The following is a 19053-nucleotide window of genomic DNA, read 5'->3' as shown; positions in this document are numbered from 1 at the left end:
GTCCGGATAGGCGATGCCGATCAGGCGGTTGAGCGCATCGTAGTGATAGGTGGCGGTGACGCCGCGCGCATCGGTGGCGGTCTTGCGGTTGCCGGCGGCGTCCACGGTGAAGCTGCTGGCGCCACTGTCCGGGCTGACCTGGCCGGTCAGATCACCGAAACCGTTGTAGGCGTAGGTGGTATGCAGGCCCTTCGGGTCGGTGACCCGGGTGACCTGGTCCAGCGCGTTGTACTGACTGCGGATCTCCGCCGCGACGCCGCCGACGTCCTGCAGGGTCTGCGCCAGGCGGTTGAGCGGGTCGTACTGCTGGCTGGTCACGCGCTGCAGTGCGTCGGTGATCGTCTGCGGGTTGCCGTTGGCATCGTAGGCAAAGCCGGTGGCGTGGTTGCCCGCATCCTTCAGCGCGGTCAGCTGGCCAAGCGTGTTGAACGTCCGCGCCAGGGTGCGACGCAGCGTGCCGCCAGTATCCAGCGTGTCTTCCTTGAGGCGGTTGCCGGCGTTGTCCAGCGTGTAGTGAATGGTGTTGCCGGCGTTGTCGGCGATATCCGTCAGCCGCTGGGCGGCGTCATAGACATAGGTAACGCTGCTGCCGTCAGGCTCGGTGACCTGTTGCACCTGGCCGGTCGGCCAGTAGCTGATCTGGGTCACCCGATCCTCGGTCGTGGTCGCGCCGCGCACGGTGATGGAGGTCGGCCAGCCGCGGGGATGGTAGGTGTAATCAGTCACCACGCCGTTGGCGTCCTTGACCGACAATGGCCGCCCGAACGCGTCGTAGGCCAGAGTCTCGACCGTCTGGCCCAGCGCATTGGTCACGCTGCGCAGGTCGCCCTTGCGATAGGTGCAGGCACCATTGGCCGCGCACGCCGCGTCATCCGCGGTGTGGTAGGCATAGGTGGAGACATCCGCCACATCACTACGCGGGCCATCCACGCTACGCAGCAGTCCCATCAGCGGGCACTCCGGGCCCTCTGCCTCACAGTAGGTCTGCGTGGTGACGCGGGTGTCACCGGTCACCATGTCGCGCACGGCGATGGTGGTCGGCTGGAGGCGTGCATTGCGCACGATGCGGATCTCACGGTTGCCGACGGTCTGTTGCACCAGCCGATTGCTGTCCAGAGCCACTCGCGTTTCGCTGACGCGTTGGTCCGGAGTACCGGCCGCTTCAGTGGTGGTGGTCACGCTGATGGCGCCTGCGGCAGCATCGCTGGCCTCGGAATAGGCATACTGGGTGACAACGCCTCGGCGATCGGTCACCGACTGCAGCCGGCGCCGGAAATCAGTGCCCTCGGGCAGATAGGTGCGACTGATGCTGCCGTTGCTCTCGGTGACGCCGTTGACCTTGCGCGGAAGGCCACTGGCGCCGCTGGCGGTCAATGCGTAGGTACTCTGCTTGCCCAGTGCGTCGGTGACGATCGTGGTGCCTGCCAGGGTGTACTCCAGGCGCACGCCATCAATGCCCACGTCGGCCTGACTGCAATCGCCGGAATGGCGGCTGCAGGTGACCCGCCCCTTGGCGTCGTAGCCGTACCAGCTGTAACGCTGGTTGCCCTCGGCGGTAATGCCGGTCAGGTAGCCCGGGAAGCGGGCGTCCTCATAGTGATACGTGCGGCTGGCACCGTCTGCGTAGGTCGCACTGATCAATTCCCCGGCCGGGGAATAGGCGTAGCTCACCACGGGCTGGCCGGCGATCACCAGGGCCGAGATCAGCGAATCGTCACCCGGCGCGAGATACTGGACGTCCACGCGCCGGCCGGTTGAATGGGTGATGCTGAGCAGGCGGCCATGGCTGTCGCGTGCATAGGTTAGCGAGGTTCCGTCTTCGAAATCGCGGCGCTGCATCAGGCCGCCGGCATCGAACTGAATGCGCTCCTGAGCCCGCGACAACAACCATAGGCTCCCCTGTTGAGCCACGCGGTCCCCACTGCCATCCATTGCCTCATACACCGCTCCCACCTTCTTGAAGGCGAGCTGGCCACCCTCAGCGTCAATCAAACCCACCTGGACTTCCGAACTCGGCGGATAGCCCGTGTCATCAATGCCGAGCGTCAGGTGAATATTGTGCGAGTGCGTCCAACCTTGGCCAATGGCTCCGCCGCTGGTGCTGGTCAAGGAATGATACTGGCGATCGAAGCGGACCCACCCGAAATCAAGGTCCGCTTCCGGCTGAGACTTGTCGCCGGTGGTAGGGTCGCATGGATTACCGACTTTGCACTGCTGCGGCGGCAGCGGAGAAGTCCAGTAGGCCAGCAGCATTGCCATGTTTGGGTCGTCCTGCTGGATCAGGGCGCACATGCCCAGGTTATCGTCCCACATCATCATGGGGCGATTCATGCATTTTGCGGTTCTACTCCGAGATGCATTTTGCCAGAAGACCGTCTGCCTGCAGGAATTAATGCCCTCGAAATAAGTGTTCTTAGCGAATTTGTAGCGCTTGCTTTCGTTGATGACGCTACCGTCATCTCCCACTCCAAGCCCGCCAACCTCCTCCCAGGCCTCTTCAGTCATGACGGTGGCAGCGCACCGCGGATCGCTCGCATTCTTCGACAGGAACATGCTGCGGACGGCATCCTCCGTGGCGTACTTCTGATGGTTCTGCTCATACACCCAATCCGTGGTGACGATCTTCTCGGGCTTGACGCGATAGTCATAGATCGTCTTGTTAGGAAGGGCCCTCTGGCGCTTGACCTCCCAAACGAAAGGCTTATCGACCTCATACTCGGCGAAGAAGGCCCGTATGTCTTTCTGGACAGCCGCCTCTGTGGAACGGGGCTCTCCCATCGAGAAGTAGCTTTCCCATTTCTTCTCGATCTCCTGCGCCTGCACGCTGGACGTCGAGCACGCCAGCACGAACAGCGCCAGACTGATGAGCGAAGTGCCAGAGTTTGCCTTCAACATCCCTGTTCTCCTTCCTGGACGGACACAGCGCCGGCGGGAACGAGAACGTGGGGCAGCAGCCTCTTCACGTCATGCTTCGGATCGTCCCTGGTCCGGAATGCGGCGTGGCCGCATGGGGACGTTATCTCCGATGTGGTTTACACATTCAAGTCAAAAACTGTGGAATGAGTCGAATTTCAGAACTTTCTGATGCAGGGGGGGCGTGTCGGAAATGCAGCCGAGCGTGGGCTCGGCTCTACAAGGCGAATGCCCCAGAAACAGAAACGCCGGGCATCGCCCGGCGTTTCCGTCACCGCATGGAAGGGGTAAATCTCAGTACTTCCCATCAAACCCAAAGATCGGCTTGCGCTGCTTCCACGCACCAGCAGTAAAGTCCGGGAACTCCAGGGTCTGGAAGCTGTTGGCGATCGACTGCTCGCTCAGCGGGGTGATCGCGCTCCAGGTCACTGCGTCGTAGATGTCGATCGGCATCGGCGCCTTGGCCTTCAGCGCTTCAACAAAGGCATGGATGACGAACCAGTCCATACCACCATGCCCTGCACTCGCAGCGGTGTCGGCATTCTGTTTCCACAGCGGATGCTCGTACTCGTCCTGGTACTTCTTGAACTCTTCCCACTGGTGCGGCGGGCTGCGGCCTTCGATGTGGATCGAATGGTTCACGTCCATCCACAGGCCCTTGGTGCCCTGCACGCGGAAGCCCATCGAGTACGGGCGCGGCAGCGAGGTGTCGTGCTGCAGCAGGATGGTCTCGCCATTCTCGCAGGCCAGCGTGGTGGTGACGATGTCGCCCAGCTTGAACTTCACCTTGGTGCTGGGGTGGGTGGTGCCACCACTCTTGGCAACGGTGTACTCATGCAGGCCACGCGCCTTGGTCGCGAAGGCGTTGATGTGGGTGAAGCGGTTGCCACGGTTGATGCCGGTGTACATCGCGCACGGGCCGATGCCGTGGCTGGGGTACAGCTCGCCGTTGCGTTCCACCGAATGCTCGGTGCGCCAGCGTGCTTCGCTCCAGCCCTTGGGGCCGAATTCCACGCCGCTGTCGTAGGGCTGGTTCGGGTCGCCGGAATTGAACTTCACCCCGCGCAGGTCATGCTGGTAGCCGGCCTGCAGATGCACCAGCTCGCCGAACAGGCCCTGGCGCACCATCTGCAGCGCGGCCATCACGTCGCGGCGGTAGCAGACGTTCTCCAGCAGCATGTAAGGGGTACCGGTGCTCAGCTGGGTCTTCAGCACGTCCCAGTGGTCCTGCAGGGTGATGCCGGCCACCACTTCGCAGCCCACGGCCACGCCGGCCTGCATGGCGGCGATCGCCATCGGTGCGTGGTACTCCCACGGCGTGGCGATGATCACGCCATCGATGCCCTTCTGCTCCAGCAGGCGCTTCCAGGCATTGGTGTCGCGATCCTGTCCGTAGGTCTTCGGTGCCGGCTTGCCGGCCTTGGCCACCATGTCCATGGCGCGACCGAGCATGATCGGTTCGATGTCGCACAGCGCGACCACCTCGACATCGTCGCGGCGCACCAGCTCCTTCAGCAGCACAAGGCCACGCATGCCGGTACCGATCATGGCCAGGCGCACTTTGCGCCCGCGTGCCCACGCCGGGGTCTGCGGCAGCAGGCTGCTGGCGGCGACAGCGGCACTGGCCGCGATGAATTCCCTACGCTTCATGGCAAACATCTCTCCTCTTGGCGGCGAGCCGGCCGTAGCCGGCCCGCCGGGTAACGCAAACGGAATTACTTGAAACGGTAGCCGATGGTCACACTGTAACCACGACCGAAGATGGTGGCGTAGTCACTGGAGTCACCCAGGAAGCTGTTCGGATCGTAGAACGGCAGGCGGTTGAACAGGTTCTTGACGGTGAAGCTCAGGTTCCACGCGTCATCCGGGCGCCAGGTGACACTCATGTTGGCAGTCCACCACGACGGCGCACCATCGCACTTGCTCTTCTGCAGGGCCAGGTAGCCGCCGGTGCAGGTTTCCTTGTTGTTGCTCACCTCATCAACCTGGTCGGTGGCCCACTTGGTGCCGCCCACGTAGTTGACGAACATGCTGGTGGTCACCTGCTTGTAGGTCCAGTCGGCATTGAGCGTGGCACGCAGGCGAGGGTTGTTGTAGTAGCCGACCACGTCGCCGTAGTACCAGCCGTTCTCCGCATCCATGTAGAAGCGGTTGCGGTTGGCGATGGTGGCGGCCAGGCCGATGTTCAGGTTGCCCCAGTCGCCCAGCGAGAAACGGCTGCGCGCATCGATGTCGAAGCCGTCGATCAGGGTCTTGCCCCGGTTCTTGTACTGGCCCACCACGCTGGCCACGTTGCCGGCCGAATAGCCCGGCAGCACCGACGGGCAGCTCACGCCACTGGCCGGGTCGGCACACATGGCCGCCAGCTGCGCCAGGTTGGCGCGGTCGCTGTCGGTGATCGGCGAGCGCGACATCGAGATGATGTCTTCCATGCGGCGATAGTCCGGCGCGACGATTTCGTTGTTGCGGTAGATGAACCAGTAGTCTGCCGACACCGACAGCCAGCTCGCCGGCTCGTAGACGAAGCCGAGGGTGGCGATCTTCGCCTTCTCCGGCTTCAGGTCCTTGTTCGGCTGTGTCATGCGGGCCACGGTGCGGCTGCAGTCGACGTTCAGCATGTTCTTGCCCAGGTCGACATCACCCGGCCGCTGCGACTTCAGCAACAGGTTGGCGATGGCGTTGGTCTCGTTGCAGCGCAGCTCGTCGCGGAAGCCGCCCAGCTGGGCGAACACGCCGCCATTGCCGGACTCGGCCAGGCTCGGTGCACGGAAGCCGGTGGAGTAAGTGCCGCGCAGCATCAGCTGGTCGAACGCCTGGTACTTGAAGCCGATCTTCGGTGCCACGTTGGCGCTGAAGTTCGGGTACTTGTCCACGCGCACCGCCGCATCCAGTTCCAGCTTGTCGGTGATCGGCGCCACGGTTTCGGCGAACAGCGCGTAGGTGTTGCGCTTGCCGTCGAACCAGGAACCGCCCTGCTGGGTGATCAGACCGTTGGCGGCGTCGGCGTTGCCCGGAGTGTAGAAGGTTTCGCGGCTGGCGTTGAAGCCGAATGCCGCACGCATCTCACCGGCCGGCAGCTGGAACAGCGGGCCTTCGATCTTGCCGTCGAGGGTGTGCAGGCGGGTCCACGACTGGATGTCGAAGGTCGGGAACGCTTCACGGATCAGCGCGGCGTTGGCTTCGCTGATCTCGCCGAACTTGTACGCCGGATGGTCGGAGATGATCACGCGGCCGGTGCCCGGATCGATCGTGTACGGGCCGAAGGCCTTCTCGAAGCCCTTGGTGTTGACGTTGATCGTCTGGTAGGTGGTGGAGTGGGTGCCGGCGCTGGCGAACGCGGTTTCCCAGTTCCAGTCGCCCCGGTTGCCACGCGCACCGGCCAGCACGCGGTAGCTCTTGTCGGTATTGCGCTGGCCGAAGTAGTTCGGGCCGGCATCCTGCAGCAGGTAATTCAGGCCGACCACACCGCCCATCATCGCCTTCATCTGCGGGCTGGCGTGGTTGTACTCGTTGTTCGGGCCCAGGAACGGGTACAGGAACTGGTTGACGGTGTTGCCGGTATTGCGCGAGAACCAGCTGGTCGGGTTGCCGGTGGTGGTGCCGTAGGTGCGCGGCGTGCCGCCGTTGGCGCGCAGGTCGATGTCGGTGTAGGTCGCCTCGGCGAAGATCTCGGTGCTGTCACCGACCAGGAAGGTGCCGTTGAGGTAGGCGGTGTTGCGCTCGGACTTGGCACCAGCGTCGATCTCGTTGTTCATCCAGGTTTCCCAGACGCAACGCGGACCGGCCGCTTCACTGGTCAGCACGTTCCTGCAACCCGGCGCAGCTTCCTGCACGCGGCGGCCGGTGACCGGATCGAAGGCGAAGTAAGTGCCCGGATTGAATTCACCCGGCTTGCTGCCCACGCCCAGGCGCAGGTTGTTGAGGTAGTTCGGATTGTTGACGTAGTACTGGTCGGGCCGCTTGTCGTAGAAATCGCTCAGCGGAATCGCGTCGCGGCGGTACATGTTCACCGCGCCGTAGATGTTGAAGCGGTTCTCGGCCAGGTCACCGAAGCCGGCGGTGATGCTGGCCTGGCGTTCGCCGTAGGAGTCGATGCGCGAAGAGGTGTCGTTGGTGAAGCTGACCTCGGCCCCCTGAAAGTTGCGCTTGGTGATCACGTTGATCACGCCGGCCACCGCGTCGGTGCCGTACACCGCCGAGGCGCCGTCGGTCAGCACTTCCATGCGCTCGATGGCCGCGGCCGGAATCGCGTCGATGTTGACGAACTGGGTCTGGAAGCCGGCCGGTGCACCGTAGTACGACAGGCGGCGACCGTTCAGCAGCACCAGCGTGCCCTGGGCACCGAGGCCACGCAGGTTGGCCTGCGAGGCACCATCGGAACCGGTGAACAGCGAACGCGCGTCCTGCTGCGCCGGGCGGGCGGCGGGCAGGTTGTCGAGCACCTGCAGCAGCGTGCGCGCACCCATGTTCTGGATGTCCTGCTTGCTGATCACCTGCACCGGCGAGGCGGTTTCCACGTCGGTGCGGCGGATGTTGGAACCGGTGACCTCGATGCGGGCCAGGTCGGTGGCCTTGTCCTTGCTCTCCTGGGCGAAGGCAGGAACGGCGACCGACAGCAGCACGCCGGCGATGGCCAGCGACAGCGGAGCGATCGAACGACAGGGGGGGCGGTGGTGGCGGGCGGGCAACATCGGGGTTCTCTCCTGGCAGGGGTGCAGCGCAATATGTGAGCGCGTGGGCGTTCGGCGGGCAAAACGCTCCCGGGCCACGGCCACGAGGGCCGTAGTCGGAATGGGCGGGGGGAGGAGCGGTGTTACGAGGGGGTCATGGGGCGACGATGCTGGCGGAGTCGCCCTCCTGGCCGATCAGTACGGCATTGGCCCAGTTGGCGCAGACTTGGGCGGGTTGACTGCCCTGCGCACCCAGCGTGCGCAGGCTCAGGGTGGAAAGGCCTCGGATGTCCAGCTCCGGCTTGACCACGCCGGGTGCCTTCACCAGGCCGCTGTCATACAACAGGTGGTCGTCACCCCAGACCTGGAACTGCAGGCCACCGGCGGTGCGGCAGGCGTCGTCGATGCCGAGGTCGGCACGCAGCAGGTGCCAGCCGCCCTGCAGGCGCAGGTCGATGCGGCTGTTGGCGCCGACGCCCAGGCCACGGCGGAACTGCAGGCCGTTCATGCGCATGCCGGCGTCGCCACGGAAGGACTGGTCGGTACGCACCTGGCTGGCCAGCGCGGCCGGCACCGGCAGCTCGGAGAGATAGCGCTGCCGGGCCGCTCGCTCCGGTTCCTGGTGTTCGAGGATGTGGAAGGTGGACAAGGCGATCGGGCCGACGTCGCGTGGCTGCAGTGCATCGAATGCGCGGGCGCTGCCCTGTGCGGCGGTGACCATCGGGTCGGTGCTGCTGGCGCCGTCGCCTTCGGGGTTCTGCACGCTCAGCACGCGGAAGCGCAGCAGGCGCCCGGCATGGGCCGGGAACGCGATGCGCTGCACGCCCTCCTTCAACTGCAGGCGGCCACGTGCGATCGGCTCGCCCCACTCGCCATTGCTGTCGCCCAGGTACACCTCGTAGTCGCGCACCTGGCCGTGCTTCCAGTTCTTGTCGTTGCGCGGCGCGATGTCGATGCCGTCGATCATCCTGCGCTCACCGAAGCCGATCACCCACTCATGCGCACCGGTGCGCACGGCCTGGTTGCGCACACTGCGGAACCAGGTGGCCGGATCGTCATCGAAGGCATTTTCCAGCGCATGGCCAGGCTCTTCGGCCGGGCGGTTGACCACCAGCAGGCTGTCGGCCGGCAGTTCGCGGCCCAGCACCGGCGCAGCCGGATAGGCATCGTCGGCGGCCGCAGCGACCACCGCGAAGTCCAGCTGCAGCTGCAGCGGCTGGCGGATGTCCTGGTTAGCGGTACGCACGTGCAGCGTGCCACGGCGCTCCTTGGCATCGAAGTACCAGCCTTCAGCCGCACCGTTGAACGCCGCCGCATCGGCCAGCGCCGGCAACGCGCGGCCACCGGCCTGCACCGCACGCGGCGCCTGGCGGCTGAGCACGCGCAGGCCATAACGGCGCTGCGCCAGCTGGCCGTTGTACTGGCCCTGCACCGGATCGATCTGCACCTGCACCGGACCACTGCCCTGCGCCGGCGCCTGCACGCGGATTACCTGCGTGCTCGACTCACCCTGCTGGTAGCGGCGCGTGTTGCCATCGTCTTCGTACAGCGTGTACTGCGACTCGCCCTGCGGGTACAGGTCGAACGTCACTTCATCCAGCGGCTTCTCGCCGTCGAACAGCATCGACGGGTACATCGGCAGGATCGCACCGGCACGCACGAACACCGGCAACGTGGCCAGGTCCACCTGGCGGTCGAGCTGGCGGCCGTCGGCGCCGGCCTGCACGCGGCGGCCATCCCAGTAGTCGATCCAGCCGCCGGCCGGCAGGTGGATGTCGCGGCGCCAGCCACGGCTGGCGGCCTGGCTGCGGTACACCGGCGCCACCAGCAGGTCGCGGCCGAGCAGGAACTGGTACTTGTAGGTTTCATCCTGCGCATGCGGGTCGCGCGGGTTGTCCCACATCAGGCCGCGCACCGGCGGTGCACCGGTCTGCGCAGCCTCGTGCACCAGCCCGTACATGTACGGGGTCAGGCGCATCTTCAACTTCAGGTAATCGCGGTTGATGCTGCGATAGGGCTCGTCGTACCACCACGGGTGCTTGCGCGCGTTCGACGACCAGCCGCTCATGCCCATCAGCACTGGGGTGAAGGCTTTCCACTGCAGGTCGCGGGTGAAGGTTTCGGCGCTGCCGCCGAAGATCGCATCCACATCGCCACTGGCGTAGGCCATGCCGGACAGGCCCGAACCGACCAAGGTCGGCACGTGCCAGCGGATGTAATCCCAGCTGCTGCTCTGGTCGCCGGTCCAGGCCACGGCATAGCGCTGGATGCCGGCCCAGCCCATCACCGTCCACAGGAACGGGCGCGAATCGGAATTGTCGAGGATGCCGTTGAACGCCTGACGGTTGGCGTCCATCGCGAACTGGTAGCCCTTGCCGGTCCAGGCCACGTCCAGCTTCTGCACGCGGCTGCCGGCCTTGCCCACTTCCCAGGCGATCTTGTCGACGCCGTTCTCGGTCCACAGGCCGGTGCGGAAGCCGTACTTGGCCAAGCCCTGCACGGTTTCCGGCAGCTTCTTGTAACCGCAGCCGTAGCCATCGTTGGGCAGGATCCAGCCACCGGGCATGTCGTGGGCGCGGTACTGCTTGGCCACCGAGTCGATCACATCCGGCGTGGTGCCGGTCGGGCCGTCACTCCAGCCTTCGGGCACGGTGCCGGGCTTCTTGGCATTGTCACCGTCGTTGTAGCAATCGGCATCGCCGTAGGACAGCGCCCAGCGCGCGACCATGTTCGGGCGGCCGGTCAGCTGGGTGTAGCGCTCGATCAGTTTCGGCAGGTCGGCGCCGACGAAGTAATAGGCATCGAAGCGGTCTTCGCGGTGCAGCAGCGTGGCCTGGTCGGCCTCGCGCAGATCGTAGCTGCCATCGCTCCAGGTGTTGCGCAGCATGCCCCAGCCACGGCTGCTCAGCAGCATCGGTGCAGGGCTGGGGCGGTCGCCCTCTTCCCAGCCACCGGAGTAGGACACGTCCAGCTCGCGGCCCTTGAACTGGTAACGGCCGTTCTGCTGGCCGCCACCGAAATAGCCTTCATCAGCCTGCGAGGACAGCACCTGCACGCTCTGCGTGGCATCCAGGTCCAGCGGCTGCAGTTCCTGCCACAGCGCGGTGGGCTGGCCGTTGTCCAGGCGTTCCAGGCGCATGCGCAGCGGCTGCCGCTGTACATGCAGGACCAGTGCATCGGTGCGCACGCGGATTTCCTGTGCGTCTTCTTCCAGCTGCGCCTTCACGTTCGCCTTGGGCTGCGGCAGCACGATCGGTGCGGCCTTGTCACCGGCACCGGTCAGCGTGCCGTTGCGGCCGGCCTGCACGCGGATGATGTCGGTGGCCGGCAGTTCGATGCGGATGCGCGCGCCCTTGTCGGTCTGCAGGTCCCAGCCCTGCACGCCGTCGCCGCTGGCGCTGGCGGCAACCGAACGCAGGTTGCCGACCGGCTCGGCCTGGGCCGGCATGGACGCCAGCATCAATGCCGGCAACAGGGCCAGCATCAGCGGCGAGCGACGAACGCAGTTTTCCACGCGGACTCCCAACCCGTTCACCGGGCGTTTCGAAAGCGATTGGGCCGACTCTAGGGCAGCGATTCGAAAGATGTCAACAAATTGAAAGGAAAAAGGAAGATATATTCCATTGAAACGAAAGTTGCTGCGCCGCAATACTTTGTGTAATCGCTTGCAGACGCCTGTTAAGCATTGTGCGATACGGCATCCGGCGGATTCTTGCGTTTTCCGACGTGCTCTGGGCGGAGCGAAGTCGGCGTCACATTTTCTTTCTTTTTACTTTCGCTATTTGACATTTCGAAAGAAAACGCAGATGGTGCGCTGGCCCAACTGGAACCTCCGAATGGACGTCACCCTGCTTTCCGATGTGTCCGCCTGGCAGCGCCTTGGCGGAGCCGATACCGCTACCGAAATCGCCCAGCAGCCTGCGTTGTGGGAAGCCCTCGCACAGGACCTGTCGCGTGCCCGCGACCGCCTGCAGGCCTTCCTCGGCGACAGCCTCAACGATCCCAACCAGCGCGTGCTGTTCACCGGCGCCGGCAGCTCCGGCTTCATCGCCGAAATGGTGGCCGACGCGATCAACGCGCAGTGGCCAGCCGATGTGCGCGTGGTGCACACCACCAGCCTGCTGACCCACCCGGCGCTGTACCTGCAGCGCGACCGCCCGACCCTGCTGGTCTCGTTCGGCCGCAGCGGTTCCAGCCCGGAAAGCGTGGCGGCGGTTGACCGCGTGCGCAGCGACGTGGATGACGCGCGCTTCCTCGACATCACCTGCAACGCCGATGGCGAACTGGCCCGCCGTGGGGCTGGCCGTGCCGATACCTGTACCCTGCTGATGCCGTCGGCCAGCTGCGACCGCGCCTTCGCCATGACCAGCAGCCTGACCTGCATGCTGCTGGCCGCGCTGACCGTGTTCGATCGTTCGCCGTGGGATGCGCGCGTGGCGCGCCTGAAGCAGATCGCCGCGCTGGCCCGCGAAGGCCAGGCGCAATGGGACGCACCGGTGGCGGCGCTGGCGCAGCGCCCGTTCAACCGCATCATCTACCTCGGCAGCGGCCCGCTGGAAGCGCTGGCACGCGAGTGCGCGCTGAAGGTGCTGGAACTGACCGCTGGCCGCGTGCTGGCGCTGGCCAACACCCCGCTGGGCTTCCGTCATGGGCCGAAGTCGACGCTGGATGGCAACACCCTGGTGGTGGTGCTGCGCAGCGTGCAGCCGCTGGCGCGCCGCTACGAACAGGACCTGCTGGAAGAACTGCGCCGCGACGGCGTGGCCGGCCAGGTGCTGGCGATCGGCCCGCATTCGGACATCGGCGCCGATGACGAATACACCCTCACCGTGCCGGCACTGGACGACCCGTGGCTGGCGCCGGTGTGGCTGGGCTTCGCGCAGCTGTTCGCGCTGCAGCGCTCGGCCGCGCTTGGCCTGACCCCGGACAACCCGTTCCCGGACGGCACCGTCAACCGCGTCGTCAAGGGCGTCACCATCCACCATGGCTGAGCTGATCGCCCACGCCTGCTACGGCATCGACATCGGCGGCACCAAGATCGAGCTGGTGGCGTGCGATGCGGCGATGCAGGTCACCTGGCGCCGCCGCGTGGCCACCCCACAGGGTGACTACGACGGCTTCCTGCAGGCGGTGGTGGCGCTGGTGGCCGAGGCGGACGCCGCCCTCGGCCGCAGCGATGCGGCCATCGGCATCGCCCTGCCCGGCGTGCGTGACCGCCGCAGCGGTCGCCAGCTCAGCGCGAACGTGCCTGCACTGACCGGCCAATGCGTGGCGCAGGATCTGCAGGCACGCCTGCAGCGCCCGCTCCACTTCGGCAACGATCTGCAGTGCTTTGCCCTGTCTGAAGCGCACGGCGGCGCGGCTGACGGCTACCCCAGCATGTTCGGCGCCATCCTCGGCACTGGTGCCGGCGGCGGCTTCTGCCTGCACGGCCGGCTGCTGTCCGGCTTCAACGGCCTGGCCGGCGAATGGGGCCACTGGAGCGTGCCCGGCCATCTGCTGCAGCGCCATGGCCTGCCGCTGCTGGACTGCGGCTGCGGCCTGCAGGGCTGCGTGGAGCGCTATGTGTCCGGCAGCGGTGTGGCGATGATCGAGCGCCACCTCGGTGGCAGCGCCGCCGACGCCAGCGCCGTGATCGCCCTGGCCGAAGCCGGCGATGCACGTGCGCGCAAGGCGCTGGACATCCACCGCGATCTGCTTGGCCACAGCCTGGCCGCGCTGGTGCTGGCGCTGGACCCGCACGTGATCGTGCTCGGCGGTGGCCTCTCGCAGTACGCGCCGCTGTACCAGCAGCTGCCGTCGGCCATCGCTGCCCATCTGTTCAACGGCGTGCAGGTACCGCCGATCGTGCCGCCGCGCTTCGGCGATGCCGGTGGCGCACGTGGTGCCGCCCTGCTCGCCTGCCAATCCTCGTTTTCCTGATGTCCGGAGCCTGACCATGTCCCCGTTGCAGACCCTGCTTGCCTCCCACCGCGCCGGTGCCAACGTCGGCCTGTACAGCGTCTGCTGCAGCAACGAGCAGGTGCTGCGCGCGGCCATGCACGTGGCGCTGGCACACGGCACCGTGCTGCTGGTCGAGGCCACCTCCAACCAGGTCGATCAGTTCGGCGGCTATACCGGCATGACCCCGCCGCAGTACCGCGATTACGTCGGCGCCCTGGCCGATGAGGAAGGCTTCCCGCGCGAACGGCTGATCCTCGGCGGTGACCACCTTGGCCCGAATGCCTGGCAGAAGCGCCCGGCCGCCGAAGCGATGACCCACGCGCGCGTGCTGATCGAAGCCTACGTCGCCGCCGGTTTCCACAAGATCCATCTCGACTGCAGCATGTCCTGCGCCGATGACCCGGTGCCGCTGCCCGATGCCATCGTTGCCGCACGCTCGGCCGAGCTGGCCGAGATCGCCGAACGCACCGCCGCCGAACACGGCCTGCCGCCGCCGGTCTACGTGATCGGTACCGAGGTGCCGATTCCCGGTGGAGAAGCCTCGCTTGCCGAGGGACTGCAGGTGACCACGCCGGCCGCCGCCGCGCAGACCCTGGCCATCCACCAGCAGGCGTTCGACACGCCGCAGCTGCGTGATGCGTGGCAGCGCGTGATCGCGATGGTGGTGCAGCCGGGCGTCGACTTCGACCACAGCAGCGTGCACGAATACGACCCGGCCGCCGCCAGCACGCTGGCCGACTTCCTGGAACAGCAGCCACGCATCGTGTTCGAGGCGCACTCCACCGACTACCAGCGCGAAAGCGGCCTGCACGCGCTGGTGCGCGACCACTTCGCCATCCTCAAGGTCGGCCCGGCGGCGACCTTCGCCTACCGCGAAGCGCTGTTCGCGCTGGCCGCGATCGAGGCAGAACTGCTGCCGGCCGCACAATGCTCGCGCCTGCCGCAGGTGCTGGACGAGGTGATGGTGGCGCAGCCGAAGTACTGGCAGTCCTACTACCAGGGCGATGAGGCAGCGCTGCGCCTGCTGCGCAGTTACTCCTTCAGCGACCGCTGCCGCTACTACTGGGGCGAGCCGGCGCTGGTACAGGCGGTGGAGACCCTGTTCGCCAACCTGGAACAGCACGCGCCGCCGCTGGTGCTGCTCAGCCAGTACCTGCCGGAACAGTACCGCGCCGTGCGCGAAGGCACCCTGGCCAACACCCCCACCGCACTGGTGCAGCACCGTATCGGCCTGTGCCTGGGTGAGTACGCCCGTGCCTGCAGCGCCAACCAGGCCGGAACCCGCACGCAGAACGCACGTTCGGCTGCCGCAGTTGCTGCGAACGGCTAATCTCTACCTTTCCCCGCGAAACCGAGAATGGCCATGCGCAACACCCGCTCCCGCCGGCAACAGATCCTGCAGCTGCTGATCGAGCACGGCTCGGTGCAGGTGGCCGATCTGGTCGAGCGCTTCGGCGTGTCGGCGGTGACCATCCGTGCCGACCTGACCCATTTCGAATCGCAGGGCCTGGCCAACCGTACCCACGGTGGCGCCACGCTGGTGCGCACGCCGCCGCAGGAACAGGACATCCACGAAAAGGACGCACTGAACCTGCCGCTGAAGGAATCGATCGGCGCGTGTGCCGCGCGCCTGGTACGGCCTGGTGACAACATCATCATCGACTCCGGCTCGACCACGATGACCCTGGCCCGCCACCTGCGCACGCAGCGCGACGTGACGGTGATGACCAACGGGCTGAACATCGCCTGGGAACTGGCCAACGCGGCCGGCATCAACGTGCTGCTGACCGGCGGCCTGCTGCGCCAGCAGTCGCTGTCGCTGCAGGGCAGCCAGGCCGAAGCCAGCCTCAACTCCTACAGCTTCGACACGCTGTTCCTGGGCGTGGATGGCCTGGACCTGCAGTTCGGGTTGACCACCCATGACGAAGCCGAAGCCCGCCTCAACCATCGCATGGTCGAGCGTGCACGCCGTATCGTGGTGCTGACCGACGCCTCCAAGTTCGGGCGCGTCAGCCTGCACCGCATCGCCCTGCTGGATCAGATCCACACCATCATCACCGATGCCGGCATCGACGACGCAACCCGCGAGGGACTGCAGCGGCTGGGCATCGAGGTGATCATCGCCGAGCCCACCGCATGAGCGACACCCGTTCCCTGCATGGCCGCATCCTCACCCCGCTGGGTTGGCGGCGTGGCCACGTCCACTTCGATTCCCACGTGCGCCAGCTGCAGGTGGACGACCACAGCGGCGCTGACGATCTGCAGCTGCCGGTGATCCTGCCCGGCTTCATCGACCTGCATGTGCACGGCGCTGCAGGGGTGGACCTGATGCAGGGCGGCGACGTGGCGCGCACCATCGCCCGCACCCATCTGCGCTTCGGTACCACCACGCTGCTGGCGACCACCATGACCGCCGGCCTGGATGAGATCGAGCACGCGCTGCACGGCGTGGCCGCCACCATGGCCGCACCCGATGCAGACGCCGCCAGCATCGTCGGCGTACATCTGGAAGGGCCGTTCATCAGCCCGCAGCGGCTGGGCGCGCAGCCCAACCGCACCATCGAGGCGACGCTGGCGCTGGTACAGCGGCTGCACGCGCTGGCGCCGATCCGTGTGATGACGCTGGCGCCGGAGATCGGCGAGCACACCGCGCTGATTCCCGCGCTTTCGGCAATGGGCATCCGCGTGCAGCTCGGCCACAGCGCCGGTACCTACGAAGAAGGTGTTGCTGCGCTGCAGGCCGGTGCCTCTGGCTTCACCCATCTGTTCAACGGCATGACCGGCGTCGATCACTATCGCCCGGGCATCGCGGCGGCGGCACTCGCGCATGCGCAGTACGCCGAGATCATTCCCGACCTGCAGCACATCCATCCCGGCGTGATCCGCCTGGCCGCGCGCGCGATCCCACGCCTGTACGCGGTGACCGACGCCACCGCCGCCACCGGCATGCCCGATGGCGAGTACGCACTGGGCGAGCAGCGCGTGCACAAGTGCGGCGGCTGCGTGCGCCTGGCCACGGGTTCGCTGGCCGGCAGCGCGCTGACCATGGACCAGGCGCTGCGCAACCTGGTGCGTGTGGGCCTGGAGCTGGCCGATGCCTCGCAGCGTGTTTCCACCTTCCCGGCCGACTACCTGGGCCTGGGCGATCGCGGCTGCATCGCGCCCGACGCCCGCGCCGACCTGGTGGTGCTGGACGCCGAACTGCGCCTGCAGCAGGTGGTGGTGGGTGGGCGCGTGGTCGATTTGAACGCAACACCAGCCTGACGCACCGCGCCTTTGTAGAGTCGAGCCATGCTCGACTGCTCTGCCGCGCCATGCGCGGTCAGTCAAGCATGGCTCGACTCTACAGAAAGCAATCCGCACCGAAACACCTTCTGGGATATGCCGATGACTGCACGCACCGCTCCGCGCTGGCCCGTACGCTACCTGCTCTTCATCGGCGGCCTGGGTGGCCTGCTGTACGGCATCGACATCGGCATCATCGCCGGCGCCCTGCCCTATCTTGAAGCAACGGCCAGCCACGCCTGGCAGCTCAGCAGCCAGCAGCTCGGCTTCGTGGTGGCAGCGGTACTGCTGGGCAGCGTGCTGTCCTCGCTGTTCGCCGGCATGGTTGCCGACCTGATCGGCCGCCGCGGCGCGATGCTGCTGGCCGGCCTGCTGTTCACCGCCTCGATTCCGATCATGGCACTGGCCTCCGGCTACACGCCGCTGCTGCTGGGGCGCCTGCTGCAGGGCATCAGTGGCGGTTTGATCGGCGTAGTGATTCCACTGTACCTGGCCGAAGTGCTCAGCCCCGAGCGACGTGGGCGCGGCGCGGCGATGTTCCAGCTGCTGCTGACCGTTGGCTTGGTGCTGGCCGCCCTGATCGGCCTGTACCACGCTCACGCCGTGGATGCCGCCGCCGAAGCCGTGCGTTCGCTGCCGGTCGCGCAGCAGGCACAGGAACTGTTCACGGTGAAGGACCACGCCTGGCGCACCATCTTCTGGACCTGCCTGGCGCCGGGCCTGCTGTTCTGCGCCGGCATCTTCTGGCTGTCCGAATCACCACGCTGGCTGGTGCGCCGCGGTCGCATCGATGAAGCCCGCCGCAGCCTCCAGCGCGTCCTGCCCGCCGCAGATGTCGAGCCCACCCTGGCCCAGATCCAGGCGCCGGAGTCGAGCAGCAGCGACGGCAAGCGCGATCCGCTGCTCAGCCGCCGCTACGTGGTGCCGTTCCTGCTCGCCTGCGTGGTGCTGGCCTGCACCCAGGCCACCGGCATCAACTCGGTGCTGGCCTACGCGGTGAACATCCTCAACCAGGCCGGCCTGTCCGGTTCAGTGGCCAACGGCGCCGACGTGGCGATCAAGCTGCTCAATGCGGTGATGACCGTGGTCGCGTTGCTGCTGGTCGACCGCAAGGGCCGCAAGTTCCTGCTGATGCTCGGCAGTGGTGGCATCTGCGTGGCGCTGCTGGCCGCGGCCACGCTGTTCTTCCAGGCCGAGCGCGGCCGTGCCGATGTGCAGCCGCAGCTGCAGGCGGCGGTCAGCGGCGACGGCCTGCAGCTGGTGCTGGATGATGCGCAGTGGCAGCGCCTGGGCGCGGGGATCGACCGCGAAGGGCGGCCGATGCAGCTGACCGTCTCCTATGCCTACGGTGATTTCACCAACGTGCGCGCCCTGCGCAGCGACAACCTGACCGATCGCGAGCTGCGCATCGAGCGCGCCGGCACCGTGCAGCCCGACAGTGTGATTGGTGCGTTCTTCCGCAAGCTGCATCTGAACCCGTTCGCCGACCCGGCCAGTGCCGCGCAGGCGCCGCTGCGCATCGAACAGGCGCGCATCGGCCCGGTGCCGCCACCGGCACACGGCTGGGCCGTGGCCGCCTGCATCCTGGTGTTCGTCGCGTTCTTCGCGGTCGGCCCCGGCGTGTGCGTGTGGCTGGCACTGTCGGAGCTGATGCCGAACCGCATCCGCTCCAACGGCATGAGCATCGCACTGCTGATCAACCAGTTCGTGTCGACCACCATCGCCGCCATCTTCCTGCCCACGGTGGGCCACTACGGCTACGCCAGCATGTTCGTGTTCTGGGCGGCCTGCACCTTCGTGTTCTTCCTGGTAGCCGCGTTCTGGCTGCCGGAGACCAAGGGCAAGTCACTGGAGGAGATCGAGGCACGGTTCGCGGGAAAGCGGGGCTGACAGCGCCTGCACCTGGCGTCGGCCATACCCCATGACATGCCAACGGGGTATGGCCCGCCGATGACGGTATGGCACGCCGATGGGTGCGGCGCGCAGACCGGGTAGAGTCGACTGTTGGTCGACTGCTCTTCGCTCCAACACCAGGAACGCCGCGCTACGCGCGTGAGTCGACTAACAGTCGACTCTACCGCTGCCATCACTTCCCGGTGATATGCCTGGCCAACGCCTGCGCCTCAGGTCGCTGAGGCTGTGGCACGCCGATGGGTACGGTACGCAGACCGGGTAGAGTCGACTGTTAGTCGACTGCTCTTCGCTCCAACACCAGGAACGCCGCGCTGCGCGCGTGAGTCGA

10 protein-coding genes are annotated in these 19053 nt (G+C 66.5%); 6 read left to right on the top strand and 4 right to left on the bottom strand.

The genetic code is table 11. The features are described from left to right. The 4 genes from AC5P99_RS12795 to AC5P99_RS12780 form a co-directional block, all read right to left on the bottom strand. The coding region (locus AC5P99_RS12795; protein ID WP_495213214.1) for an RHS repeat domain-containing protein at positions 1-2895 on the bottom strand (2895 nt) is incomplete at its 3' end. Positions 2896-3207: 312 nt separating this feature from the next. Then, positions 3208-4563 (bottom strand): Gfo/Idh/MocA family protein, encoded by a 1356-nt coding sequence (locus AC5P99_RS12790; RefSeq protein ID WP_285309370.1) that lies wholly within the window; start codon positions 4561-4563, stop codon positions 3208-3210. A 65-nt stretch (positions 4564-4628) separates the two neighbouring features. Continuing rightward, complete coding sequence (locus AC5P99_RS12785) at positions 4629-7604, bottom strand: TonB-dependent receptor (protein WP_005414779.1); 2976 nt, start codon at positions 7602-7604, stop codon at positions 4629-4631. A gap of 133 nt (positions 7605-7737) precedes the next feature. Beyond that, complete coding sequence (locus AC5P99_RS12780) at positions 7738-11097, bottom strand: TIM-barrel domain-containing protein (RefSeq protein ID WP_329756955.1); 3360 nt, start codon at positions 11095-11097, stop codon at positions 7738-7740. A gap of 322 nt (positions 11098-11419) precedes the next feature. On the opposite strand from AC5P99_RS12780, the gene AC5P99_RS12775 reads away from it, so the two are divergent. The 6 genes from AC5P99_RS12775 (at position 11420) to AC5P99_RS12750 (ending at position 18701) form a co-directional block, all read left to right on the top strand. Beyond that, the gene (locus AC5P99_RS12775; RefSeq protein WP_005411499.1) at positions 11420-12574 is read left to right on the top strand and encodes an SIS domain-containing protein; all 1155 of its coding nucleotides are present in this window, start codon (positions 11420-11422) and stop codon (positions 12572-12574) included. After that, on the top strand, positions 12567-13505 hold the full coding sequence (locus AC5P99_RS12770; RefSeq protein ID WP_169449013.1) for an ROK family protein: 939 nt from the start codon (positions 12567-12569) through the stop codon (positions 13503-13505). The genes AC5P99_RS12775 and AC5P99_RS12770 overlap by 8 nt, the downstream gene beginning before the upstream one ends. A 16-nt stretch (positions 13506-13521) precedes the next feature. Continuing rightward, positions 13522-14856: a D-tagatose-bisphosphate aldolase, class II, non-catalytic subunit gene (locus AC5P99_RS12765; protein WP_088435856.1), complete on the top strand. Its 1335-nt coding sequence runs from the start codon at positions 13522-13524 to the stop codon at positions 14854-14856. Between the two features lie 33 nt (positions 14857-14889). Beyond that, positions 14890-15666, top strand: coding sequence for a DeoR family transcriptional regulator (locus tag AC5P99_RS12760; RefSeq protein ID WP_005414783.1), 777 nt, complete (start codon positions 14890-14892; stop codon positions 15664-15666). Then, the gene (gene nagA / locus AC5P99_RS12755) at positions 15663-16790 is read left to right on the top strand and encodes an N-acetylglucosamine-6-phosphate deacetylase (protein ID WP_049451188.1); all 1128 of its coding nucleotides are present in this window, start codon (positions 15663-15665) and stop codon (positions 16788-16790) included. Before AC5P99_RS12760 ends, nagA begins: the two co-directional genes overlap by 4 nt. Before the next feature lie 123 nt (positions 16791-16913). After that, positions 16914-18701 carry an MFS transporter gene (locus AC5P99_RS12750; protein ID WP_005414785.1) on the top strand — a complete coding sequence of 596 codons (1788 nt, stop codon included), beginning with the start codon at positions 16914-16916 and terminating at the stop codon, positions 18699-18701. The last annotated feature ends 352 nt before the right edge of the window (positions 18702-19053 follow it).

This window comes from Stenotrophomonas sp. YJH_SMC_80, assembly GCF_059372495.1.
Note: the sequence above shows the minus strand (reverse complement) of the source record. Positions and strands in the feature narration are given on the sequence as shown.